Source organism: Candidatus Limnocylindrales bacterium (assembly GCA_035559535.1).
Taxonomy (GTDB): Bacteria; Moduliflexota; Moduliflexia; order Moduliflexales; family JAUQPW01; genus JAUQPW01.
On the sequence record DATMBG010000058.1, the window covers coordinates 102,193 to 126,227 of the forward strand.

At 44.9% G+C, this 24,035-nt stretch carries 19 protein-coding genes; 16 read left to right on the plus strand and 3 right to left on the minus strand.

The annotated features are described in order from the left end of the window. Positions 1-58 precede the first annotated feature (58 nt). The 13 genes from VNM22_22065 (at position 59) to VNM22_22125 (ending at position 19,446) form a co-directional block, all read left to right on the plus strand. The gene (locus VNM22_22065) at positions 59-1,792 is read left to right on the plus strand and encodes an ATPase, T2SS/T4P/T4SS family (protein HWP49857.1); all 1,734 of its coding nucleotides are present in this window, start codon (positions 59-61) and stop codon (positions 1,790-1,792) included. A gap of 8 nt (positions 1,793-1,800) precedes the next feature. After that, the gene (locus VNM22_22070) at positions 1,801-3,657 is read left to right on the plus strand and encodes an ATPase, T2SS/T4P/T4SS family (GenBank protein ID HWP49858.1); all 1,857 of its coding nucleotides are present in this window, start codon (positions 1,801-1,803) and stop codon (positions 3,655-3,657) included. A 145-nt stretch (positions 3,658-3,802) separates the two neighbouring features. Then, positions 3,803-5,689 (plus strand): HEAT repeat domain-containing protein, encoded by a 1,887-nt coding sequence (locus VNM22_22075; GenBank protein HWP49859.1) that lies wholly within the window; start codon positions 3,803-3,805, stop codon positions 5,687-5,689. Between the two features lie 54 nt (positions 5,690-5,743). After that, positions 5,744-7,192, plus strand: coding sequence for an HD-GYP domain-containing protein (locus tag VNM22_22080; protein ID HWP49860.1), 1,449 nt, complete (start codon positions 5,744-5,746; stop codon positions 7,190-7,192). Positions 7,193-7,295: 103 nt separating this feature from the next. Next, on the plus strand, positions 7,296-8,654 hold the full coding sequence (locus VNM22_22085; GenBank protein HWP49861.1) for a hypothetical protein: 1,359 nt from the start codon (positions 7,296-7,298) through the stop codon (positions 8,652-8,654). Positions 8,655-8,856: 202 nt separating this feature from the next. Continuing rightward, positions 8,857-9,300, plus strand: a complete 444-nt coding sequence (gene ruvX, locus VNM22_22090; GenBank protein ID HWP49862.1) for a Holliday junction resolvase RuvX — start codon at positions 8,857-8,859, stop codon at positions 9,298-9,300. Positions 9,301-9,773: 473 nt separating this feature from the next. Next, complete coding sequence (locus tag VNM22_22095) at positions 9,774-11,303, plus strand: radical SAM protein (protein ID HWP49863.1); 1,530 nt, start codon at positions 9,774-9,776, stop codon at positions 11,301-11,303. A 78-nt stretch (positions 11,304-11,381) separates the two neighbouring features. Then, a complete protein-coding gene (locus tag VNM22_22100; protein ID HWP49864.1) occupies positions 11,382-12,119 on the plus strand; it encodes a DapH/DapD/GlmU-related protein in 738 nt (245 codons plus the stop codon). Between the two features lie 146 nt (positions 12,120-12,265). Continuing rightward, the gene (locus VNM22_22105) at positions 12,266-12,619 is read left to right on the plus strand and encodes a DUF309 domain-containing protein (protein HWP49865.1); all 354 of its coding nucleotides are present in this window, start codon (positions 12,266-12,268) and stop codon (positions 12,617-12,619) included. A 16-nt stretch (positions 12,620-12,635) separates the two neighbouring features. Further along, positions 12,636-14,807 carry a hydantoinase/oxoprolinase family protein gene (locus tag VNM22_22110; GenBank protein ID HWP49866.1) on the plus strand — a complete coding sequence of 724 codons (2,172 nt, stop codon included), beginning with the start codon at positions 12,636-12,638 and terminating at the stop codon, positions 14,805-14,807. A gap of 253 nt (positions 14,808-15,060) precedes the next feature. Further along, positions 15,061-15,492 (plus strand): hypothetical protein, encoded by a 432-nt coding sequence (locus VNM22_22115; protein HWP49867.1) that lies wholly within the window; start codon positions 15,061-15,063, stop codon positions 15,490-15,492. A gap of 12 nt (positions 15,493-15,504) precedes the next feature. Beyond that, positions 15,505-17,187 carry an ATPase domain-containing protein gene (locus VNM22_22120; protein HWP49868.1) on the plus strand — a complete coding sequence of 561 codons (1,683 nt, stop codon included), beginning with the start codon at positions 15,505-15,507 and terminating at the stop codon, positions 17,185-17,187. A gap of 36 nt (positions 17,188-17,223) precedes the next feature. After that, positions 17,224-19,446, plus strand: coding sequence for an ATP-binding protein (locus tag VNM22_22125; protein HWP49869.1), 2,223 nt, complete (start codon positions 17,224-17,226; stop codon positions 19,444-19,446). Between the two features lie 246 nt (positions 19,447-19,692). Here VNM22_22125 and VNM22_22130 read toward each other — a convergent pair whose 3' ends face one another. The 3 genes from VNM22_22130 to VNM22_22140 form a co-directional block, all read right to left on the minus strand. Next, positions 19,693-20,007 (minus strand): chaperone modulator CbpM, encoded by a 315-nt coding sequence (locus VNM22_22130; protein ID HWP49870.1) that lies wholly within the window; start codon positions 20,005-20,007, stop codon positions 19,693-19,695. An 18-nt stretch (positions 20,008-20,025) separates the two neighbouring features. Beyond that, a complete protein-coding gene (gene dnaJ, locus VNM22_22135) occupies positions 20,026-21,171 on the minus strand; it encodes a molecular chaperone DnaJ (GenBank protein HWP49871.1) in 1,146 nt (381 codons plus the stop codon). A gap of 144 nt (positions 21,172-21,315) precedes the next feature. Then, the gene (locus tag VNM22_22140; GenBank protein ID HWP49872.1) at positions 21,316-21,984 is read right to left on the minus strand and encodes a response regulator; all 669 of its coding nucleotides are present in this window, start codon (positions 21,982-21,984) and stop codon (positions 21,316-21,318) included. A 325-nt stretch (positions 21,985-22,309) separates the two neighbouring features. Here VNM22_22140 and purC point away from each other — a divergent pair, with 325 nt between their 5' ends. From purC to purQ, 3 genes are read left to right on the plus strand one after another with little or no spacing between them, the layout of a single operon-like run. After that, on the plus strand, positions 22,310-23,050 hold the full coding sequence (purC, locus tag VNM22_22145) for a phosphoribosylaminoimidazolesuccinocarboxamide synthase (GenBank protein HWP49873.1): 741 nt from the start codon (positions 22,310-22,312) through the stop codon (positions 23,048-23,050). A gap of 10 nt (positions 23,051-23,060) precedes the next feature. After that, on the plus strand, positions 23,061-23,339 hold the full coding sequence (purS, locus tag VNM22_22150; protein ID HWP49874.1) for a phosphoribosylformylglycinamidine synthase subunit PurS: 279 nt from the start codon (positions 23,061-23,063) through the stop codon (positions 23,337-23,339). Then, the gene (gene purQ, locus VNM22_22155; protein HWP49875.1) at positions 23,336-24,034 is read left to right on the plus strand and encodes a phosphoribosylformylglycinamidine synthase subunit PurQ; all 699 of its coding nucleotides are present in this window, start codon (positions 23,336-23,338) and stop codon (positions 24,032-24,034) included. Before purS ends, purQ begins: the two co-directional genes overlap by 4 nt. The last annotated feature ends 1 nt before the right edge of the window (position 24,035 follow it).

Consider the following 24,035-nt stretch of genomic DNA (forward strand, 5'->3'; position numbering starts at 1 on the left):
AAATCCTTGACTACTTAAGAGGATGGTATAAACTCGTCCTTCAGGAGGTAAATTATCTATGCCAGTGCCAAGGAAACTCGGGGAAATCTTAGTCGAAGAGGGACTTATCACCGCAGATCATTTAAATCAGGCCCTTGAAAGACAAAAAGAAACCGGGCGGCAACTCGGTGCCATTTTAATAGAAATGGGCTTTTTAAAGAAAGAAGAATTATTAACCTGTTTAAAGGAAAGGTTTGGGATCTCCTCTGCAAATCTTGATTCGGTATCCTTTATTGAACCGAACCTTCTTAAATTAATTCCCCGGGATACCGCTGAAAAATATGTAGCGATCCCTTTGGAACTCAAGAATCGAAAGTTAGTGGTAGCCATGGCAGATCCTTTAAATATGGCAGATATAGATGACATTCAATTCAGAACCGGTTACAGTACTATACCGGTTTTTGCTTTTGAGTCCGATCTAAGAAAGGCGATAAATAAATTTTACAGTCAAAGTGAAAAGCAGACCCCAGAAGTCGGTAAATTGTCAGGAGGAACCGTATCGGACTTAGAAAGCAAGGAGATCTATGGAGAAACCGATGAAATTGAAGGAACTTCTTCTACTGAAGAAGAAATAGAAGTGATCTCTTTGATGGAGCTGGATTCTCCTATCAATAAATTTTTACATGGTATCTTTAGCACGGCGGTTCAAAATCATGTTGATGAAATTCACATGGAGTTTTACCCGGATGGAGGTCGTGTACGGTACCGAATGGATAATGTCTTGTATGAAGTGCTGGGATCCAGCCGGCCTGCGAAAAGTGCTTTGTTAAATCGATTAAAGCGATTGCTGGGATTAGAAGCCCTGGTGAAGTCCGATTTCCAGAAAAAATATGTCAAGCTTAAACTCGGAGATCATTTTCCTCTACTAGATCTTTCTGTGTTTTCTTGCCCTTTGGACGGGGGAGAGAAGATTTTGTTCAAATTAAAGAATAGATCCTCTCCTCTAAATTTAGACCGATTGGGTCTGGAAGCCTCTACGGTCAAGAATTTACAAGAAATCCTTAGAAAACCTACGGGATGTACGCTGGTTACCGGACCGATTCGAAGTGGAAAAATGACTACCCTCTATACCTTACTCTGCCTGGCAACACCTCCAGAACTTAACAAGATGACCTTAGAAGATGCCACAGCCTATTCTCTAAAAGGGGTTAACCAGATTATGGTATCCCCGGAAGAGGGATTTACTTACCTTACAGGCCTTCAATTTATCAAGGCTCATCTGCCGGATTTGATCATGATCGATACCTTAAGGGATCCGGAGTTGGCAGATAAAGCCTTTGATCTGGCGGCAGAAACCCGTTTGATGAGTTCTTTGGGAGCTCTGGATACCACCCAGGCCATCATGAGACTTCTTACCTACCTGCCGGCTGCTAAGCTGGCTAATAACCTTAATTGTGTGATTGCTCAAAGGTTGGTTCGTAAGATTTGTGGAAATTGTAAGGAGCCTATCATTTTGTCTGAGTCGAATATGGAGAGGCTCGGCTTTACCCCCCAGGATACCTGCTATACCGGAAAAGGATGTGCCAGTTGCGGTTATACCGGATATCAAGGAGTTACCGGAATTTTTGAAGTCTTATGGTGCTCGGATAACATCCGAAGGCTGATAATCAACGAATGCAGCGCAGAGGAGTTGAAAACGGCAGCCATACAAGAGGGAATGTCTACCTTACGAAAGAGTGGCTTGGAAAAAGTTAAACAGGGTATCACCACGCTGAACGAAGTGATACGATCCACACTTCGCTCCGCCGTGTAAAGGGATTTATGAACGAAAAAACCATCAAGATTTTATTGGAAGAAGCTGCCCTTACTCCGGAACAACTGGCTCAGGTACGAGAAGAGCAGAGAAGATCTGGAACGAGTCTTCAGATTACTCTGGATAAAATCGGGCTCGGAGAGGAAAAGATCGTAAAAATTTTAAGTGAGAAATTCCGTATTCCCATGGTGGATTGGTCCAACGTACAAATAAATCCCGAAGTTTTAAGTATCGTACCGGAAGAAAAAGCAAGGAAATATTTGGTATTTCCCCTGTCTGTGGAGCGCATGGAACGACGACAAGGCCGGATCACCCTGGCCATGGTGGATCCCCTGGATCTCGCCACACTTACCGAAATCAGCTTCATGACTGGCTGTAATATCAAACCCCTGATCGCCTCAGAATCTTCTATTCTGAATGCCATCAAGAAATACTATGGGATGGTAAGTGAAAAGATCGAAAGTCCGGAAGAAAAGGAATCCGGCGGACCTATGGGGATAGGTTTGAAGCCCTCCGTCCTGGGAGAAGAAAAAGCCTCTCCCATTAAAGGGATTGAAGAATTACGTACCCTGGCCAAAGATCTTGCAGGATCTATAGAATCCCTGGAGGAGAAAGAAGAAGTCATTCCGGCAGGACCAGAAAACCAGGCGGATAAGTGGCTTGTTCAGATTTTAACCCAGGCCTTTAAAAAGGGGGTCAGCGAAGTCCATCTGGATCCCCACGAACGGGGCTTGACGGCTCGCTATCGTATAGACGGTATTTTATATAACTTCGGAGAATCTCCCCCAGGACTGAAAAAAGCCGTTATTTCCGCTTTGAAACAACGGGGTCAAATCACGGTACCTACCGATAAAGTACCTTATCAAGGGGATCTTATCCTTAAACTGGACTCAAAGGAAAAAGTGGAATTTCTCGTTTCTATGTGCCCCACTTTTTATGGAGAAAAAATTACCTTAAAAACAAAAAAGAAGGCCACAGATTTGCTGGATGTGACCAGATTGGGGTTTGAAGAAAATACTTTAAAAATGTTTCTTAAACTCCTGGATGTTCCCGATGGTCTCATTTTAATTACCAGCCCCCTGAATGGAGGGAAAACCACGACTTTCTATGCCATCCTTCAATATCTCAATCGTCCCCATCTAAATATCGTAACGCTTGAAGATATGATCGAGTACTCTATCATGGGAATCAACCAGAGTTACCTGGAAAATCCAGAAAAGATCCGAGAAAAAGCTTTCCAATTGATGGATTATCATCCAGATGTGTTTGGGATAGGGGAAATTCTCAATAAAGAAGCGGCTCGAATCGCCTTAGATCTTTCCTCTCAAACCCTGGTCCTTGCCACCTTAACGGCCTCCGATACCGCCAGTGCCCTCCTCCAGTTCTTTTCCCTGGTAGAACCTCGTACCAACTGGGAGCGAAGTTTGGTCCTGGATTCCATTAATTGCATTGTTTCTCAGCGGCTTGTTCGACAAATCTGTCCCACCTGTAAAGAGGAACTAAAACCCCAAGGAAATACCTCTGGATTTAACAAACTCACCCTGGGCTTATCGACTTCTTCGGAAATACCTAACCCAGGAATCCCCCCAGGTCCCTCTGAAAAAGAAAGTAGTATACCTTCCTTTTATAAAGGAAAAGGATGTGCAAACTGCTATCAAACAGGTTACAAAGGCCTGACCGGTCTTTTTGAAATTATGAGAATCACCCGAGAAATTAAAGATATGGTTCTCTCAGAACCTTTAACCGGTAACCTGAGAAAAATTCTACGGGACCTGAAAATGACTACCCTGGAAAAAAGTGGGATGCAAAAGATAAAAAATGGAATAACCTCCTTTGAAGAGATTAAACGGGTACTGGCCTGGTAAAGGGTGAAAATACTCTGACCGGCCACAAAGACCTGAGAGGTAATAAAAGTTGAGAAAATTTTTACTCTGGTAAACCTGTGGTTCTTGAGGTTAGTATAAAGTATTAAACCCAAATATTCCATTTTCTTTTGTTGATGTTTGCTTTATGAACGACCCCTCTAATAAGTTCTCTAATCTCATTCATCCTCTTTCATTGGGATCGCCTTCTGCTAAAGCGAAGGAAGAGATCGAAGACCTTAAAAGCTATCTAGAAGTCTCGAGGGATTTTCAAAATGACAAGGAAGTTGATCTGATAAAGGAAATTCTCCTTCTCCTGGAAAAGGCCATTAAAGTCTGTCAGATTTATCATTCCGGTCATCCCACCTATCAGAAGTTTATCGAACTGCTTGGAAAACGCTTCGAAGTCTGTCAGACCCACATTGACCCCATCGTCCTTCGTATAGAGCAATTTGAGATTATTTTCGAAGATGAGGTGGTTTATAAAAATTCCGATAAAAACGTGAGTGTGGCCTTCAAGCTCTTCAAAGATGGCATCACCTTCCTGTCCTTTTACAAAGGACTTACCCAACAGGAAATCGTAGAGTTTGTCGGCGCTTTAGCCTTAGCTTCCAGGGATGAAAATAAAAGTGAGGATCTTCTGACCCTCTTCTGGGAGAAGGATTTCGAACATATTGCCTATCAAGTTATAGATCATTTTATTGAAACGGAATTGGCCGATAATGAGGAATATAAGGCTTTCATTGAAAAACTTAATTCAGAGTCAGGAGTTGACTTGAAGACCATCCCTCCAGAAGACCTGAGATCCGATGAGCCGACCGAAATAGCTCTGGAGTTCGGTTTTTCCCCGGAGATATTCCTTCAACCCCTCCCGGATTCCTCGGATTGGAAGAAAGAAGAACTGATTCCTCTTACTCAATCGGATTTAGAAGAGATAAAGAAAATTAAAGAGCAGATAAATACCGAAACCCCCCTCAATCTGGTTTATAAGATGACGGCCATTCTTTTTGAGGTTCTCCACTTGAGGAAAGGCCTATCCGAGTATAAAGAAATTCTAAATGTTTTAGAAAAAATCGTCGAACCGCTGGTCGCTCACGGTAATTTTTTCTCAGCCAGTGAAATCCTTCAAAAACTAAGAAGAGAAATCATCCCCTTGGCAACCCAGCTCTCTCCGGAGCATTTAAAACTCGTCCAGGATGTTATAGATCGTATAGGGAACCTGCAAGGGATAAACCGGGTTGAGATGGGGTTGAAGTCCCTTCACCCGGATCGATTAGGATGGGTCCTGGATTTTCTAACCCTTCTCAGCCCCCAGGCGATTCCTTATCTGGCCGGTTTATTAAAGAAAGTTCGCGACTCCCGGGTTCAAAAAGTTCTTTACGAGGCTATCCTGGCCTTAGGACGGGAGAATATTTCCATGCTGTTGACCGCTCTGGAGACCGGAGCCCTTCCCATGACTTCAGAAATCGTCTCCCTGATTTTAGAGCAACAAAAAACAACAGAAGAACATAGAGAAGAATGGGTACGCCTGACCCATCTTGCCCTTCATAAAGATCCTAAAGTTCGAGAAAGCCTGGCAGATGTTTTAGGTAAATTGCCTCACCCCATGTCGGGTTCTTTATTGCTAAAGCTTCTTCAAGACCCTGATCCGGGAGTTCGAAGCCGGGCTTTAACCAGCCTATCCCATTTCCATGATGACAAAATAGCCGCAGGACTCTTAAAAATCATCATTCGGAAGGATTTCAATACGAAACCTTTTGCGGAAAAAAAAGAATTTTTCAAGGCCTTAGGAAATCAGAAATCGATTAGAACGATTCCTATCTTACGCAAAATTCTTCAAAGGGAAGAGAGGTGGTTCAACCTGGGGAAATATGATGAAGTAAGGCTAGGCGCCACTCTGGCCCTGGGTATATTAGGGGCGCAAGAAGGACCCCTGGCCCTGGCAGCCCGGGAAGCCTTGAAGGAAGGAACACAATCTCGAAGGAAAATAGTGAGAGAAGCCTGTGAAAAAATTTTGAAAAAAATCGGCTCTTAGTAATTAACAAAGACTTATTATCGATTGTTAATTAGGAGGGGCTGATGGTTCATCGTGAATAAACCTACAACCTCGACTTTTCTGCCCGGAGAACTGGAAAAGCTTACGGAAAGGCAAATCGGTAAATTCGGAATAACTTTTATCCTCCAGCTTTATGGCTCGCTGAAAACCATCCACCTTCACGAATTTCATCATCCTGCCGTAGGAAAATCTCTGGAAAAACTCTACAGCACCTTAACTGACTTACAAAGCAAGATTGGGGATCTTGTCCTCCAACTGGTTGACGAGTACCTCTTTCTCAATGAGATTCGACTCCCCATCCATGCGGAAAGTTTTATGGCTTACGATGTTATAGCAAGCCGGATGAAAAGCTATCGAATAGGTGGAATGGTCTTTCTTAGAGGCGTAGATCTGGAAGAATTAAAGAAATTTATGTATCTTTTCCTCCAGATAGATTCGCAATCCCAAGAACCTTTTAAACAACTTACCGCATCCCTGCGTAACCATGCCATCACCGGTATCCGGCTTCTTCGACCGGAGGAGATCGCTAAAAACGTAAAATCCACTGCTGTAGATATTCGGGAGAAAGCTAAAATGGCCTACTTTCGAACTATTTTCGTTGCAAAGCAAACCGCTCAGGATGTTCTGGAAAAAGAGACCCTGAATGTAAGACGCGTGAAACGTGCCGTTCAGCCCATTGTAGATCTTGTGCTACAGGATGAGTTTGCTTTACTGGGGTTGATGACGATTCAGAACTATGATGCCTATACTTCTAATCATTCGGTTAATGTTTCCGTTTATTCCATTATCTTAGGACAGAGGTTGGGGCTTTCCAAAAAACAATTGGGAGATTTAGGGGTTACGGCCCTCTTTCATGACATCGGGAAAACCGAAATACCCCGTAAAGTTCTCAATAAACCTTCTAAACTAACCGACGAGGAGTGGCGTGTATTACAGGAACACCCGATTACGGCGGCTATTGCCCTGGTAAAATTGAAGGAAGTCAGTGAGTTAATCGTGAAGGCTATGATTGTAGGTTTTGAACATCATTTAAACTATGATCTCTCGGGATATCCCAAACTTACCCGACAAAGGAAACAACATCCCTTTAGCCGAATTGTAAGTATTGCTGATTGCTTTGATGCTATGACCAGTGCCCGCGTTTATAGTAAGCCTATTTCTCCGGATAATGCCCTGGCGCTCATGCTAAAAAAAAGCGGGAAAACCCATGATCCGGTCCTTTTAAAACTCTTTATCAATACCATAGGGGTTTATCCGGTAGGAACTTTGGTTCAACTTAATACCGGAGAACTCGGAATCGTTCTTCGCACCAATCCCAGGGAAATTCTACGCCCGCAAATCAAGCTGATCCTGGATAGTCAGGGCCGTAAGTTGGATGGCGAAGTGATTAATCTGGCTGCTCAGGGAGAAACCTTCAAAAGAGACATCGTCAAGGTCCTAAACCCTACCGAGTACGGAATCAATGTATCAGATTTGATGTAGCTTTGTTCCTCTTTGTGCTCTGCAGGCCGGGCTATGTGCCAAAACGAAACGAATTTTAAGGACCCCTTGAGGCCGGTAGAGGCCTGGTGGATTCATAGGTAACATGAAAATTTACCGTTATGCTAAAAAAAGCGAGAATAAAAATTTCCTTGGAACCTTTTGCCTTTTATCTTTTCTTTTACTGGCTTTTTTCATCGTGGGGTTGATTTCCGCAACTCCCTCCCCAGGCCAGAAATCCCAGGAGACTGATACCGAATCGGAACTCTTAACAAATGTGGAGGAAGTGTTCAAGGAAGTCAGTCAGATCCGAGGCCTGGAAATCAAGTATCCTATTCGGAAGGGGTTTAAATCCCAGGTAGAATTACGGGCATTTGTGCTAAAAAAGTTAGAAGAGGAGTACACCGATCAGGAAATAGCGGCTGAAACTAAAGCCATGGTTAAATGGGGGTTCTTCCCTAAGGATATACAACTTAAAGAATTACTGGTAAATCTACTGGCCGAGCAGGTAGCTGGCCTGTACGATCCCAAGGAGAAAATATTTTATATTTCCAACTGGATTCCCGGATTCCTTCAGAAACCCATCATGGCCCACGAATTGACCCATGCCCTCCAGGATCAGTATTTCGATTTGGATCAATTTTTGCGACGTGTTAAGGATAATGATGACGAGGTTCTGGCTCGAACGGCTCTTATTGAAGGGGAAGCCCTGGCCGTCATGATTGAATATCTCCTGAAGCCTCAAGGACTGGATTTCTCAACTTTAACGGATTTGATTCCCCGACTGAAAAACCAGATTTCCATTCTCGGAGGAGATTTAGGAGAGGGAAGTCAAATTCCTGAAATCATTAAAGAAACCCTTTTATTTCCCTATTTACAGGGAATTTCATTTGTTCAGACCTTCCGAAAATCCCACCCCTGGAAAGATTTCTCGGAAATTTATGCGGATCCCCCGGCTTCTTCAGAACAGATTCTCCATCCTGAGAAATACTTCGATGCTCGGGATCGCCCGATTCCCATTACCTTGGAGAGCATCTCAGATCTGTTACCGAAGGACTGGAAGGAAATTTACACCAACGTATTAGGGGAGTTAGGAATTTCTATTTTGATAAAAAAGTTTGCAGGGGAAGAAATGGCCAAACTGGCTGCGGGAGGTTGGGGGGGAGACCGATACAAACTTTTAGAAGATCCAAATACAGGAAACCTGCTGCTAATTCATTTCTCCACCTGGGATTCGCCAAAAGATGCCATGGAGTTTTTTCTGGCTTATCGGCAGGTGGTGGAAAATAAATATACTTCGGCACAACTCCTTCAATCCGAGAAGCGGAGGTATTATCTGTGGTCTACAGGGGAAGGGGAGGTGTATCTGGAAATAAAAGGAACGGATGTCCTGGTCATTGAGGGAGCCTCTGAAGACCTGCTGCCAGCCATCCAGAAAAGGTTGTGGGACAGCCGGAAAGGTTAATTTCCTTTCCGATCCTTCCTCTTTTACTCCCATATCCTTTCTCCCTTGAAACATTTTCTTAAACTTGAATTAATTTTCGTTAATTTTTAATTTTAATTCCTTGACAAACATTTTTACTTATGGTATAAAATTTGCTATTATCAAACATCGAGCTAGAGATTTCTTTTATCCCCTTTACTCCTAGATGAAAAAGGTGACGCATATGTCTAAAATATTAGGACTAGACGTTGGTGATACCAAGATAGGGATAGCTATCAGCGATAGGCTGGGTTTCATAGCTTATGGATTTGCTATCTTAAAAAGGAGAAATATCTATGGGGACATCCAGTATATACAGAGACTTATAAGAGAGCAGCATGTAGATGAATTGGTGGTCGGACTTCCTATTAAAATGGATGGACATAAAAGTAGACAAACGGAAAAAACCCTTATCTTTACTAAACTTTTAAGGAAACAACTCAATATTCCGGTACATACCTGGGATGAAAGATTAACCACTGTCGAGGCGATTAAAACCTTAAAATCCGGTAAGATTAGAAGAAAACAAAGGGCTCATTTAATAGACAAGGTGGCTGCAACCATTATACTTCAAAGTTATCTGGATAGAAAAAATTATCGAAATCATCCGGTAGATGTTTCTCTTTAAAAAATTACCCTGAGTGGATAGGAGAGGTTGTATCTGCCAATAGGTTTCGATGCCCTCTTGGCGGATATAACCGGTCCTACCGGAGTTCTTTTTCTTAAGTCTCTAAGGGAAAGAAAAAGTCTTGAAGAAAGGGACAAAATCAACCCGCCTGAAATCCAAAAGATCTCATCCAAAATGAGAGGTTATTAAATCTCCTTCAGGAGACAAAATCTATCTACCCCAGCAAGAATAAAAAAAGATAAATCTCTTCTTTCGATTCCCTTCCCTTATTAAATCTAACCTTTTTAATAAAATTCCTTGACAAGTCATAATTTAGTCATAAAGTCATAGTGATAAAGATGAGAACATTTGGAATGCGTCAAATGTGGAGAATTATAAAAACAACTGTCTTTTATCTTGGGAATAGGGTAAGCCATTTTACAATTGCTAAAAACTCTAATTATAGCTGATCAAATCACAGGAGAGAGGTTGTTATGAAAGTCTCGCTTTATGTTCCACCGGGTGGATACTTTGCAGAGAGGTGGTCTCAAGGCCATATGATGCCGGCTCTTGGAATTCTCTATATGGCAGCAGTTCTGGAGAAAAATGGAATCGATGTCGAAGTGGTACCCAGTCATGTTTTAAAGCTTTCCTGGAGAGATATTTATCGCCGAATTGAAACGGATAAACCGGATGTGGTAGGTATTACGACGACCACAGAAAACAGATTTTTAGGCTTTAAGCTGGCCAAAGTGGCCAAGAGGGCTTATCCAGAAACCTTTGTAGTGATGGGAGGTCCCCATTTTAATGGGACGGCCCATGATACCCTTCTCCATCTTCCCTTTGTCGACGGTGTGGTGTCCGGTGAAGGAGAGATGACGCTTCTGGAGTTGGTTAAAGCCCTGGAACAGAAAGGTGACCTGAAGGATATTCAGGGACTTTCCTTCCGAAAGGACGGCCATATCCTTCACAACCCCAAGCGGGTTCTCGTCCCCGACCTTAATGAATTACCCTTACCGGCCCGACATCTGGAACCTTGGAAGGCTTATAACTTTACCATGGACATCCCGGGTAAGGGCCCCGTACCTGCCGGGAATATGATGACCAGTCGGGGCTGTCCGTTTACCTGTACCTTCTGCGCAACCCCTACCAATTGGGGCCGGAAAGTGCGCGGGTTGACCCCTGAAAACGTGGTGAAGGAAGTCGAACATCTCATGGAACATTATGAAGCCCAGGCCATCTGGTTCTACGACGATACCTTTAATTACAATCCCAAACGCCTGGAGAAAATTTGTGATTTGATGATTGAGCGAAAATTAAATGTAAAGTGGTATTGCGAGATCCGGGTTGATGTCATGAGCAAACGACTCCTGGCAAAAATGGCAGAAGCCGGACTTTACTACGTAGGATTCGGCATTGAATCGGCTTCGGAGCGGGTTTCCAGGGATATTGTAACTAAACAGGCCACTTTACAAGAGGCCTACGACGTGATCCGATGGTCCTTAGAGTTTGGAATAATTCCCAACCCATTCTTTATCTTTAGCCATCCTACCGAAACCTGGGAAGAAGCCCAGGAAACCATCCGGGTCATCGAAGAGACCCGAGCCATGGGATGCGATGTCAGTGCTTCTATTACCCATATTTATCCCGGTACGCCCCTGGAGCAAAGAGCGAAGGCAGAAGGAAAGCTTCCCAAAGATTTCTCCTGGACCAAGAAAAATGACCGGCGGGTCATCCTTCTGACCGCAGCCCAGGGACACGCGCCTTTGTATATCGATAAGTTAACCTGGAGTCAAATCTGCGAACTCATCTTTCGATTCTCCAATGTCCACAGAAAAATATCCCTGTATCGGAAGATTCCCATCGTATTGAAAAGTATACGCTCTTGGGGAGATGTGTATCGTTACTCGGTAATGGCCTTTGTCTTCGCCAGGCTAAAACTTCGAAGGTTGTTCGATCGAAACAAGCAACAATCCCCGCCTCCTCTTAAAATGGAGAGCGCTATGCCGAGCTCACAGGGCTGACCCTGATCGGTTCGTTGTCTGTTGCCCATCGTCCATGGCAAATGAAACAGACAACAGACAACGAACCCCAAACCCCACGTGGATAAGCCTCAAACCAAATTTCAATCCTCTCTCACGGATATCCGAAAATCCGCAATCCAGAAATACCGGAATACCGTGGTCGGGAAAGAAGATGTTTTTTCTCTGATCCGATATGAATTGATCACCTCCCTCCTCGGTGGCTTGCCGGGAGCCGTGGGTTTTCTCCTCCGCCAGATTTTTTATCGCTCTCTGTTTGCCCAGGTAGGTCACGGGGTGGTGTTTGGTCGCTATCTAACCTTGCGACATCCCCACAAAATAAAAATCGGTCATAATGTTATCATCGATGACTACTGCCTGCTAGATGCCAAGGGGTGCAAAGAGGGGGATTTTATTCTGGGAAACAACGTATTGATCAGCCGAAATTGCATTTTAAGCTGTAAGGAAGGCTTTCTGAGGGTTGGAGATAACACCAATTTTGGAGCTAACTGTAGCCTCTACTCTGTGAGTCGTATCGATATTGGATCGGATGTATTATTCGCGGCGAATTGTTATATAGGAGGTTCCATGTATTATTTCCATCGAACTGATATGCCACCCATTCAGCAAGGTTCTTACTCAAAAGGTGGCGTAGTTATTGGCGATGGGTGCTGGCTGGGAGCCGATGTCAAAGTCCTAGATGGCGTTAAAATAGGACCCGGTACCATTGTGGGTGCCGGAGCAGTGGTTCTGGAGGACGTAGAATCTTTTTCCATTGTAGCCGGTGTCCCTGCAAAACTTATCCGAAAACGAATCTAAGAATAGTCCGGTAAGCAGGGAACCCAAGGACTCTTTCCTGACCGATAAATCCGGTCATTAAACCTGTCGGAAAATTTAACTTTTTCCGTTCTTCCAATATAAGATATTTTGTAAGAAATTAGTCTAAAGAGGGTCTCTTCTAACCCATGGATCGATTCGTTAAAGCTGTTGAAGAATTTAACACCGGGCATTACTTCGAGTGCCATGATACGTTGGAAGAAATATGGATGGAAGCCATCCAGGATCGGTTTTTCTACCAGGGACTTATCCATCTGGCCGTGGGTTTTTATCATCTGCTCAATGAAAATTATGCCGGGGCCGAAAGTCAACTGTCCAAAGGACTCCTCAAGCTGGAGGGTTTTAGACCGGTCTATCAGGGTATTGAGCTCTCTCAGCTCTTGAATAAGGTCCAAATCTGCCTGTCCCAGGTTCAAGCTCTCAAAGCAAAAACCCTGGACCGGTTTGATCTCTCCTTGATTCCTAAGATCGAGTGGGTTTGAAATCTGAAGGTCAGGTATGGGTCAATCCAATTGGATAATGGGAATCGATGTGGGGGGAACTTTCACCGATTTAATGGTTTGGAACCCAGAGTCAAGAAAAATAGTCATGGTGAAAGTTCCGACTACTCCGGAAAATCAGGGGATTGGGCTGATAAAGGCCCTGGAGAAGAGCCAGGTTCCTTTAACCGAAATAAGCCGAATTGTTCACGGCACGACCGTCGCCACCAATACACTTATTCAGCGAAATGGTTCTGCCTGTGGCCTGATTACCACAAAAGGATTTCGAGATATTTTAGAACTCCGGCGTGGAGAACGTCCGCACCAGTATGGACTCAAAGGGGATTTTGAGCCTTTAATCCCACGGGAATGGAGATTAGAGGTCGAAGAGCGAACCACGGCTGAAGGGGAGATCCTTAAAGAGGTTGAAGAGGAGCAGATTCTTAAAGCGGGAAAATTTCTTCAGGAAGCGGGGGTTGAGGCGGTGGTCATCAGCTTTCTCCATTCTTACCTTAATCCTGCCAATGAAGAAAAAGCCAGGCAGATTCTCAAGACTTTCTGGCCTAACGAGTATATCCTGACTTCTTCAGAAATTTTATCCTTGCCCGGAGAGTTCGAACGTACTTCCACCGCTGTTATCCATGCCTATGTACAGCCCCTTATCCATCGGTATCTGGAAGGAATAGAAAAGGAGCTCGAAACCCACCTCTCCTCGCTTCCTCCCCAACAAAACTCCGACCAGACCCCGGCTCAACTCAAAACCGTCGAATCTCAGAGGTCTTTTCAAGGACAGATGGTTTTGATGAACTCCTATGGAGGGGTGATGTCTCTTTCAGAAGCCAGAAGGTTCCCGGCCAGTACCATCCTTTCAGGTCCGGCGGGAGGGGTCATCGCCGCCTGTCATTTGGCCCGACAAACCGGCTATCGGAATCTCCTGTCTTGCGACATGGGTGGAACGAGTTGTGATGTTTCGGTCATCGTGGAAGGAATTCCTACCTTAATTGATGGGAAAGACCTGGATTTCGGACTTCCCTTACGGCTTCCCATGTTGGATATCACAACGATCGGAGCGGGGGGTGGAAGTATTGCCTGGATAGATCAGAACGGCTATCTAAGAGTTGGACCCCAAAGCGCCGGAGCTAAACCGGGTCCGGCTTGCTACGGGCGTCGAGGAGTCAAACCGACAGTAACAGATGCCAATTTGATCCTGGGCAGAATGAATCCCCAATCCCCCATTTTAAAATCCGGCGGTGTCCTTCTTAATCTTCAGTTGGCAAAGGAGGCTGTGAAGAATCAGGTGGCAGCAAGTTTGGGGATGAGTGTGGAAGAAGCAGCTTTTGCTATTCTTGAAGTTGTCAATCAAAATATGGCAGGTCTTTTGAGAACCTTAACTATTTCCCGAGGCTATAGTCCCAGGGATTTTACCCTGGTTGCTTTTGGAGGTGCCGGACCCCTCCATGCGGCCTTTCTGGCCCAGGAAGTAGGAATTCCCAGGGTTATTATCCCCCCTTACTCGGGAGCCTTCTCGGCCTACGGATGTATGATGGCAGAAGATAAATACATCTTTGAGCAAGCCCTCCACGGTCCGCTTAATGCGAAAACCCTGGAGAAATTATCCTCCCTCTTCTTCACCCACCAGAATCTGGCCAGAGAAAAACTGAAACGTGAGGATATCTCTTCGGATCATGGGGATATCCTCTGTGAGGTCGAGATGGGTTACCAGGGTCAATCCCATGGAATTTGGATTTCTCATTGGGATCCCCACATGCAGGAGGAAGAATTACGGCGTCGCTTCGAAGAAATATACCGAAAATACGTTGGGGAATGGACTCCTGAATTTCCCATAGAAATTAAACGATTCCGAACCATCCTTACCTGTCCCCGCCTGGAAAAGAATGGAGAGATAAAGCCCTGGGGGAATGAAACCCTGGCAGAAACAATCCCTTACCTCTGTATTTCTTCACCCTCCAATTCTCCCACCCCAGGTACTCGCCCGGTTTACTTTCATGACCATTTTATCGATACCCCTGTCTATGAACGTTCTTGCTTACCATCTGGAACTATCCTTCAGGGTCCTGTTCTGATCGAACAGGAAGATTCTACCACTGTGGTTCCTCCTCAAGTAAGGGTAGAGATAGATTCCTATGGGAATCTCCTCCTCACCCTGGAGGGAAGTCGCGGGATACTGTAAAAATTGGTAAAAACAAAAAGGAAAAAAGAATTTGTTGACAGAACTATTCGGTTTGGATATCTTTAGGTATCTTTGTGACCAGGATTTGGCGAAACCGCTAAAAATTTGATGGAAGGTGGAAGGGTCGCTGCAAAGGGGGAAAAACTACCTGAAAGGATAAAGGACCGGGTTACCAGGTGGCTTAAGGGGTAGAGTTATGCCAGTTTCTCCATAGGATGTGAAGGGGGAAAGAAGCAACGGAAGAGGAGGGCATATGAGACAGGGCTCATCGGGAGCCAAGGAAATGGCACAGCGGCTCCTTACTTACGAAGCCGGGGGGCTTCAAGGCTCTGAAGATCTGGCAAAGGCTGCAGATCATGCCTGTCAGAAGTTATATCACCAGATGGTTAGACTCGTTGGCTTGGCAGGGTTTCAAGCACTTCTCATGCGTTCCTTAAACTTGGCAAAGACGGAATTTCCCTTCTTACGGCGAGTTGAAAGTGAACCCCAAGCAGGGGAATGTTTAAAAGGGATACTTGAAGCGGTACAGGACCGGGATCCTGTTCTGGTGGGTGAGGGCCTGGTGGCCGTGTTAGCTAATTTTATTGGATTATTGATCACGTTTATCGGTAAGGATCTGGCCCTACGCTTGATACGTAAGACATGGCCGGAAGTTACCCTGGATGATGTGAGTTCCGGCTTATAGGGGTGGTAAGGCATGACTGAAAGGCAAAAGGTGATTATACGTACGTTACCCACAGGGGTACCGGGACTTGACCAGGTATTAGGGGGAGGTCTTCCAGAGTACTCCTTCAATCTCATTGCCGGCGGGCCGGGAACGGGAAAAACGACTCTCGCTCATCAGATTATGTTTGCCAATACCTCTCCAGATCGACCCGCCCTTTACTTCACGGTACTGGGTGAGCCACCTATTAAAATGTTGCGTTATCAGCAACAGTTTAACTTCTTCGACTTAAATAAAGTAGATTCCAGTATCCACTTTATTAATTTAAGTCAGGAAGTATTGGATAAAGATCTGAGTAAGGTGCTGGAAAGTATCGTACGGGAGGTTGAAAAGATCGGTCCCAGTATTGTTGTGGTGGACTCCTTTCGTACAGTGGTCCAGGCCGTAAAGGGGGTCAGGACCGGTGAGACCGAATTACAAAACTTCATTCAGCGCCTGGCTTTATATCTTACTACTTGGCAAGCTACGACGTTTCTGGTAGGAGAGTATCCAGATGAAGAAATCCGCCAAAGTCCCGTATTCACCGTAGCCGACGGTATTCTTTGGCTCTTTCAAAGTGTAGAGTGTAACTCCACAATCCGTAAACTTCAGGTAATAAAAATGCGGGGGCAGGCCCCTTTGTTAGGCATGCATACCTTCCGCATTACCCAGAATGGCTTAAAAGTCTTTCCACGCATGGTGAAGCCGATTAAGGAAGAAAAAAGACCCATCCCATCGGAACGGATTTCCACAGGGGTACCGGGGTTGGATGAGATGATGAACGGAGGAATTCCACTAGGAGATTCTGTCATCCTGGCAGGACCTTCAGGTTCGGGTAAAACGGTGCTGGCCACTCAGTTTATCCATGAAGGACTCCGGCAAGGAGAGCCAGGCGTCGTTGTTCTCTTTGAAGAACGCCCTCAGAGGTATCTGGAACGGGCTAAAGCGTTTGGCTTTGACCTGGCCGAGATGATTCGTCAAGATCGCCTGAGAATTCTGTATTTGCGTCAAATAGACCTTTTACCGGATGAAGCCCTTCAAAAGATCCAAAAAGCGGTCGAGCAAATAGCCGCCAGGCGCGTCGTCATAAACTCCCTATCCGGCTTCGAGGTAGCCCTGGCACCTACTTTCCGTAAGGAGTTCCAGGAATCCTTATACCGGATGGTAGAGGCCCTCACCGAGGATGGGGTTACCGTGCTGATGACCCTTGAAAGGGATGGCATTTATAATGAGTTACGGCTCAATCCCTATGTAATCTCTTTTTTAACCGACGATATAATCTTACAGCGTTATATTGAAATGGACGGTCAACTTAAAAAGGTTATCACGGTTGTGAAGATGCGAAACAGTCCCCATAGTAAAGACCTTAGGGTCTATGAAATCACCTCCCAGGGCCTGGTAGTAGGCGAGATCCTCAAAGGGTACCAGGGGATTATTTCCGGTATCTCTCAACCCCAGGAAATCTTAAAGCAGTTTCCTTATCCGGGTCTGATAGATCAGGAAATGAGGGTATTACAGACGCTCCTGAAGCTAGGGGAAACCTCGGCTACTATGTTGGCTCAACGGACTGCCTTGGACCCTCCAGATCTGGCCCGCGCCCTGGATAGACTTCTAACGCTTCGATATGCTGTGAAGGTAGAAGAAGGAGATCGAATTCTCTATCGTCCCCTTGTGTAAAAAATAAGCTACGGCTTGGTAAGCAGCAAACAGATTATGGAGAAGAATAAACATACTGCCGAAAAGGGAAGCTATTTACCCAATGTGGAAAGTTCGACCTTGGAGGGATCTTTTAGCTTGACCGAAAAGATAGCTTCCTGCCGTCTTATACTGGAGGATTCCCCCCTGGCCATAATTATTGTTCAAGGGGAAACCCATAGGGTTAGTTATGTCAATTTAGCCTTCTGTCGTTTATCTGGTAAAAACAAGGAAGATTTAGTAGGACGTCCCCTGGCTGAAGCCTTCCCGGAATCTTTGTCCCGGGATTCCTTAACCCTTCTCGATCAGGTTTATCATACCGGCGAAGCGGCCTTTCTTATAAACCGAGCCCATATCCATCCCCAGCGAGGAACTATTTACTGGACTTACACCGTCTGGCCTATCCGAAATGCTCAAGGGGATCCTGAAGGACTTATCATACAGATCAATGATACAACCGAACAGGTTCTGGCCCATGAGCACGCGGAGCAGATTACTTCAGAGATTCGTGAGATTAACGAACGGCTACTGATAACCAGTGTGCGGGAACAAACTGCACGGACTGAACTGGAGTTGGCACAAAAACGCCTTACCTTTCTTACGGAAGCAAGTACTCAACTTGTGACCTCCCTGGATTATGAAAATAGCCTGGAGAAGTTGGCCCATCTGCCCGTTCCTTACCTCTGTGATTTTTGCCTTATCGATATAATCACAGAGGACCAGGTCCTTCACCGATCAGCCATAGCCCATGTAAATCCATCGAAACTCCCTTTGCTCCAGGAACTTCAGAAATCCTATGTTCCCCATCTAGGTAAAGAACATCCCATTGTAAATGTCCTGCGAACCGGCCGATCTGAAATTTATCCGGAGATAACCGATGAGCTCCTTGCAACGAAATATGCCTTAGACGCGAAACATCTGAGTATACTTCAAAAATTAGAGATCAAGTCCTCTATGCATATACCTTTAAGGGCTCGTGGGCGGACCCTGGGGGTTATAACCTTCGTATCAGCAGACTCTGGTCGTCATTACGATCTTACGGATTTGGCCTTGGCCGAGGATTTTACCCAAAGAGCTGCCATCATTATTGATAATGCCCGGTTGCTTCATGAAGTCCAAGAGGTTAATCGGCGTAAGGATGAATTTCTGGCTATGCTGGCCCATGAACTGCGTAATCCCCTGGCCCCTATCCTTAATTCCCTTGAGATCATACGTTTACGCCAGATCGACGATCCGATCCTCAAGCGATCCCTGGACATATTAGAGCGGCAAGCCCAATATATAGTCCGTCTTCTGGATGATTTATCGGATGTTTCACGAATCACGCAGGGTAAAATTCAGTTAAACAAAGAGCCTCTGGATCTGGCAACCATTGTAGTTGGTGCCGTAGAGACCAGCCGCCCTCTTATCGAAGCCCGCAAACATGAGCTGCTTATTTCTCTGCCCAAAGAGCCCTTAAAGCTAGAAGCCGATCCGGTTCGATTGAGGCAAATTTTGATCAATCTCTTGAACAACGCAGCCAAATACACCCCTCCGGGAGGTCGTATCTGGCTAATGGGTACCCGGGAGGAGAACGAAGTAGTAATCCGCATACGGGACACAGGAATGGGTATTCCCCCAGAGATGTTATCCCGCATCTTCGACCTATTTATTCAAGTCGATCAATCTCTAGATCGTACCCAAGGAGGCCTTGGAATCGGACTCACGCTGGTACGGAGTTTAGTCGAAATGCATGGCGGGAAAGTATCGGCCCATAGTCCGGGTCCGGGTCAGGGAAGCGAATTCGTGATACGCCTGCCGGCTCTACACCATCCTGAATCCCAAACTCAAAATCTAGAGCCTGTAAATTCCGAGTCGGAAACAATAAGATCGAAACGTATCCTCGTCGTCGACGACAATATGGATGCCTCAAAATCTTTAGGCGAACTATTGGAGCTATGGGGATATGAAGTTCAGATTGTACACGATGGCTTGATGGCCCTCCAGGTAGGATTGGCCTATCAACCGGAAATCGTAATATTAGATATCGGTCTTCCCGGAAAGGACGGTTATGAGGTGGCCCGACAACTCCGGCAGCAGATTAACTTACCTGATCTGGTATTGATTGCTTTAACCGGATACGGTCAGGAGGAAGATAAACGTCAATCCCGAGAAGCCGGATTTGATTACCATTTTACCAAACCCGTGGATTTAGCCGCCTTGCATAAGTTGCTTACCGGTCTGTCTAAGCCCAAATCCTAAAAAGACCCCCTTGGATCTATCGAGGAGGCAGGTGAGCTTTCTGAATCTAGCGGTTGCCGATACTTTGAAGGAAACAGCAGGAGCCCATAGCCGGTTAGGGGAATTAGGAACAGAAGGGTAAAGAAGCAATACATGGCGTTTCTTAGAATTTTTTAGCCATCCACCGGTCGTCCTCGGGGAATTTTAGCCCTTAACTTGGTACCCTTGGACCGGCTGGTATTCCTAAGGAGTAGACTTTAGGCTTTCTTAGCGGGATAGCTGCTTTTTCATTTCTTGGGAAAGGTATTTAAAAATTTCATAAAGCTGTTCTTGTAACAGCTCCATACGTTCGATCATTCCTAAGATAACTTCTACTCCCGGCAGATTAACCTCCAGGTCCCGGGTAAGCTGGATAATAGTGCTTAATCGGCGGAGATCTCTCTCCGAGAAAAGTATTTCGCCCTCTTCATTTCGTTGAGGGGAAATAAGCCCTTCAGATTCATAAAGGAGAAGCAAGTCAGGCTCAATCTGGCAGACCTCCACGACCCTGGCTAAAGTAACATAAGTCGGTTTAGCATCCATGATCCAAAGTTCTCCTTTTTACCTTACCAGGTTCAGTCTAGGATTGTAAGGATTTCGTCTCTCAAATTCCTTTAACAGATCCAGGGAGTAAGAATCTAAAGAAGGCGGAAGAACAATTTTAACCTTAATATATTGATCTCCCGCCCCTCCCCCTTTCAAGTGCGGAACCCCCTTGCCCCGAAGTCTGAAAACCTGACCACTTTGGGTTCCAGCCGGTATGGTTAAAAGGGTTTTCCCATCTAACGTGGGGACTTCGATTTTAGCCCCCAGGGCTGCTTCGGTTACCGTTATAGGCACTTCGCAGTAGAGATCATCTCCTTTTCTTTCAAAGAACGGATGGGGTCGAACCTGGGTAATAATGTATAAATCCCCGCTGGGTCCTCCATTTCGTCCTGAATTTCCTTTACCGGCCACGCGAACTCTGGACCCGGTATCTACGCCGGGAGGAATTTTAACATCGATACTTTCTTCCTTATGAACGGTTCCAACCCCTTTACATCGAGTACAGGCATAGGTGTTGACCTTTCCGCTTCCACCACATCGGGGGCAGGGTTGAAAAAAGTTCAGAGGCCCCTGGCCGATGCGTACACGCCCGCTTCCACCGCACTCCAGGCAAATTTCCATTCCTCTACCTCTCTGGATTCCTGTTCCATTGCACTCTTCACAGGGTGCTTCCCGAGAAAGGTGAATTCGGGTTGTGGTACCTCGTACAGCTTGCTCAAAACTCAGCTCCAGCGTGTATTCCAGATCTTCACCCGGTACCGGGGTTGGAGAGTAGGTTGTACTCCTACGTCCTCCGCCAAACAGATCCCCGAAAAGATCACTGAGATCGGAAAAATCCCTCACCCGAGAACCTCGGGTTCCCCCTATACCCAGGTCCTCAAAAATAGAAGAAAAATCCGGGGGTCGCCATTGGTATCCTCCGGTACCAAATCCTCTGGAAAAGGCTTCGAACCCTAATTGATCATACTGCTTCCGCTTTTCTGGATCACTGAGGACTTGATAGGCTTCTGAAATCTCTTTGAACTTCTCTTCAGCCTTTTTATCTCCAGGGTTCACATCTGGATGGTACTTGCGGGCTAATTTTCTATAGGCTTTCTTAATTTCTTCTTCTGAAGCTGTCTTTGATACACCTAATATTTTATAATAATCTTTCTCAGCCATAACTCATTATCCTCTCCTATGTATATAGAATAGGGCTTTTTTCAAAAATTGCATAGCCCCTGTACGGAAAACCGGGATTTTAAGATTAAAAAGGTAGACGGAGTTAAAACGGGGTATTCCTAAGGGGTGTAGAAATTCTTCAATTTAGATTCGCTCTTTTTTCTTAGGAGGCTCCAGGAGATTCAGGATGGTTTTTTCACATAAATTCGTTTGCCGATCCAACCGCTCAAGATGTTTTCGAATAGCCTCATCGGTATCTTCTAATTTTTTCGTCAGGTAAGTTATAAAAGTTCTGATCAGGGAAAGGTAATTTTGTAATTCGTATCGGATATGTTTGGTAACCTCTTCAGAAAGGAAGGATAGTCCTTCTAATTGAGTGGAAGGAGTCTGATTTAAAACTTTAAGTTCGTCTTTAAGCTTCTTTATTTCCCGTTGACAATCTTGATACTCCAAAGCTCTTTGAATCATTAAGAGTAATTGATTGATATCTCCTAAGGGTTTGAACAGCCAGCTATAGATACCTGCATGCCCCAGCTCTTGTAAGTTCCCGCTAAAAGTAAAATCCCCGGTTATCAAAATACCCAAGATATTTGGATCTAACTCTCGGGCTCTCTTTATAACCTCCAGTCCATTGACTCGGGGCATCTTCAAATCAACGACCAAAAGATCAAACTTCTGGCCATTTAACAATTGAAGCGCCTGTTCGCCACTCAACGCCGTTGCAACTTCATAACCCCCACTGATCAGGAATTCTTTTAAAAACTCCAGAATATCTGCTTCATCCTCTACAGCCAGAATCCGAGCTTTTCCCATAAAAACCCTCTCTCATCCTATAAACGCTTATTCTATAGACCCCCACTTTAAACCTTCCTTTTAAACAGGTCTTATAATAAAATATTAATTAATTTCGCTAAAAAATCAACAAAATTAACTTGAATTATACTTTTATTTCGTTTAGGTCGGATCAGAGATCTTTTTATGGTAAAAAATGTTACTTTATGACTTTAAACTTTGGTTCCTCAAGGTCAGCCTAAGACTTCAGGATTTTGATTTCTATTGGTTGACAGGGAGCTATTTTCTCCCTATCTTTATGTTGTAACAGAATCCCAAAGAACCTTCTCAACGGGGAGGAAGCTAAATGGTACAAACCATCTATGAAGGCAAGGCTAAGATCGTTAAGGATCAGGAAGGCCCCCAAGAAGTTTCTATCTTCTTCAAGGATGATGCAACGGCTTTTGATGGTTTAAAGAAGGATAAAATTCCTCAAAAGGGTTTTTACAATGCTCGAATAACCTGTCTCATCTTCCGGTATCTAGAAAAAAAAGGAATCAAAACCCATTTTATTCGGGAACTGGATGAACGAACCTTTCTGGCGAAAAAACTTCAGATGATCCCCATCGAAGTCATCGTTCGAAACCGGGCTACCGGAAGTTTAGTCAAACGAATCGGTCTGAAAGAAGGAGAGATTTTGAGCCCTCCGGTTGTGGAATTTTATTATAAAAATGACCCTCTACACGACCCTTTAATCAATGAGGATCATGCACGAGTTCTTAAACTGGCCAGTTCAGAAGAACTCTCCCAACTCCGTAAACAAGCTTTAGAGGTTAATAACCTGTTGGTTCCGGTATGTGACCAGGCTGACCTGATCCTGGTGGACTTCAAGCTGGAATTTGGTCGATATCGGGGTGAAATTCTCCTGGGGGATGAGATATCTCCGGATACCTGTAGATTTTGGGATAAGTATACCGGAAAAAAATTAGATAAGGATCGATTCCGGCAAGACTTAGGAGAAGTCATCGAGGCCTATGAAGAGGTTTATCACCGGCTTTCTAAAGTGATAAATCAGGAATCAGTCCTTCAGAGTCGGCCTTCAGAATAACTGATAACTTTTGAATTCTGACTCCGGCTTCTGGTTCCTGTTTTCCATGCTGACGGCTAAAATTTATATCACCCTTAAAAAAGGGGTTTTAGACCCTCAAGGAATAACCATTCAGGAGGCTTTACAGAACTTAGGTTATCAAAATGTTCGAGAGACCCGGGTTGGTAAACTTATCGAAATCCAATTAAATTCGGTTTCCAGGGAAGAGGCAGAGCAGCAAGTCCATAAAATGTGTCAGGAACTGCTGGCTAATCCGGTCATCGAGCAATATGAATTTACCTTATCATGAAATTCGGTGTCGTTGTTTTTCCGGGATCCAATTGTGATCAGGATACCTACCAGGCCCTCCAACAGGTTACAGGCCAGCAGGTGGAGTACATCTGGCACAAGGAGACAAAGCTGGGAAATTACGACGGGATTATTCTCCCCGGAGGATTCAGTTATGGAGATTATCTAAGGGCCGGGGCTATTGCACGGTTTTCCAAAATCATGCCCAGTATCATCAACTTTGCCCGAAGTGGAGGACTGGTCCTGGGAATTTGTAATGGATTTCAGATTCTCCTGGAAAGTGGCTTATTACCGGGAACGATGATGAAAAACCGCACATTGCAATTTATCTGTAAGGATGTCTATGTAAAAATCGAGCAGAACACCACGCCTTTCACCCTGGACTATGAGAAAAACCAGGTGATAACCCTTCCCATTGCCCATTCCGAAGGAAACTATTACACCGATCCAAAGACGTTAGAAGAATTGGAAATCAACGGTCAGATCATTTTTCGGTATGTTTCCCCCGAAGGGAAAGTTGAAGAGGAGTGGAATCCCAACGGTTCTCTCCATAATATTGCCGGAATTGCCAATAAAGAAGGAAATGTCGTAGGTCTTATGCCTCATCCCGAACGGAATGTAGACTCTTTGATTGGGGACGGTATGGGTGCCCGGGTTTTTTCTTCTATGGTTAACTGGCATCACCGTAAAGGTTAAG

Excerpts from the sequence above, each read along its gene's own strand:
- VNM22_22065 (HWP49857.1), top strand. The coding sequence starts at position 59 with ATGCCAGTGCCAAGGAAACTCGGGGAAATCTTAGTCGAAGAGGGACTT.
- VNM22_22070 (HWP49858.1), top strand. The coding sequence starts at position 1,801 with ATGAACGAAAAAACCATCAAGATTTTATTGGAAGAAGCTGCCCTTACT.
- VNM22_22075 (HWP49859.1), top strand. The coding sequence starts at position 3,803 with ATGAACGACCCCTCTAATAAGTTCTCTAATCTCATTCATCCTCTTTCA.
- VNM22_22085 (HWP49861.1), top strand. The coding sequence starts at position 7,296 with ATGAAAATTTACCGTTATGCTAAAAAAAGCGAGAATAAAAATTTCCTT.
- ruvX (HWP49862.1), top strand. The coding sequence starts at position 8,857 with ATGTCTAAAATATTAGGACTAGACGTTGGTGATACCAAGATAGGGATA.
- VNM22_22095 (HWP49863.1), top strand. The coding sequence starts at position 9,774 with ATGAAAGTCTCGCTTTATGTTCCACCGGGTGGATACTTTGCAGAGAGG.
- VNM22_22105 (HWP49865.1), top strand. The coding sequence starts at position 12,266 with ATGGATCGATTCGTTAAAGCTGTTGAAGAATTTAACACCGGGCATTAC.
- VNM22_22110 (HWP49866.1), top strand. The coding sequence starts at position 12,636 with ATGGGTCAATCCAATTGGATAATGGGAATCGATGTGGGGGGAACTTTC.
- VNM22_22115 (HWP49867.1), top strand. The coding sequence starts at position 15,061 with ATGAGACAGGGCTCATCGGGAGCCAAGGAAATGGCACAGCGGCTCCTT.
- VNM22_22120 (HWP49868.1), top strand. The coding sequence starts at position 15,505 with ATGACTGAAAGGCAAAAGGTGATTATACGTACGTTACCCACAGGGGTA.
- VNM22_22125 (HWP49869.1), top strand. The coding sequence starts at position 17,224 with ATGGAGAAGAATAAACATACTGCCGAAAAGGGAAGCTATTTACCCAAT.
- VNM22_22130 (HWP49870.1), bottom strand. The coding sequence starts at position 20,007 with ATGGATGCTAAACCGACTTATGTTACTTTAGCCAGGGTCGTGGAGGTC.
- dnaJ (HWP49871.1), bottom strand. The coding sequence starts at position 21,171 with ATGGCTGAGAAAGATTATTATAAAATATTAGGTGTATCAAAGACAGCT.
- VNM22_22140 (HWP49872.1), bottom strand. The coding sequence starts at position 21,984 with ATGGGAAAAGCTCGGATTCTGGCTGTAGAGGATGAAGCAGATATTCTG.
- purC (HWP49873.1), top strand. The coding sequence starts at position 22,310 with ATGGTACAAACCATCTATGAAGGCAAGGCTAAGATCGTTAAGGATCAG.
- purQ (HWP49875.1), top strand. The coding sequence starts at position 23,336 with ATGAAATTCGGTGTCGTTGTTTTTCCGGGATCCAATTGTGATCAGGAT.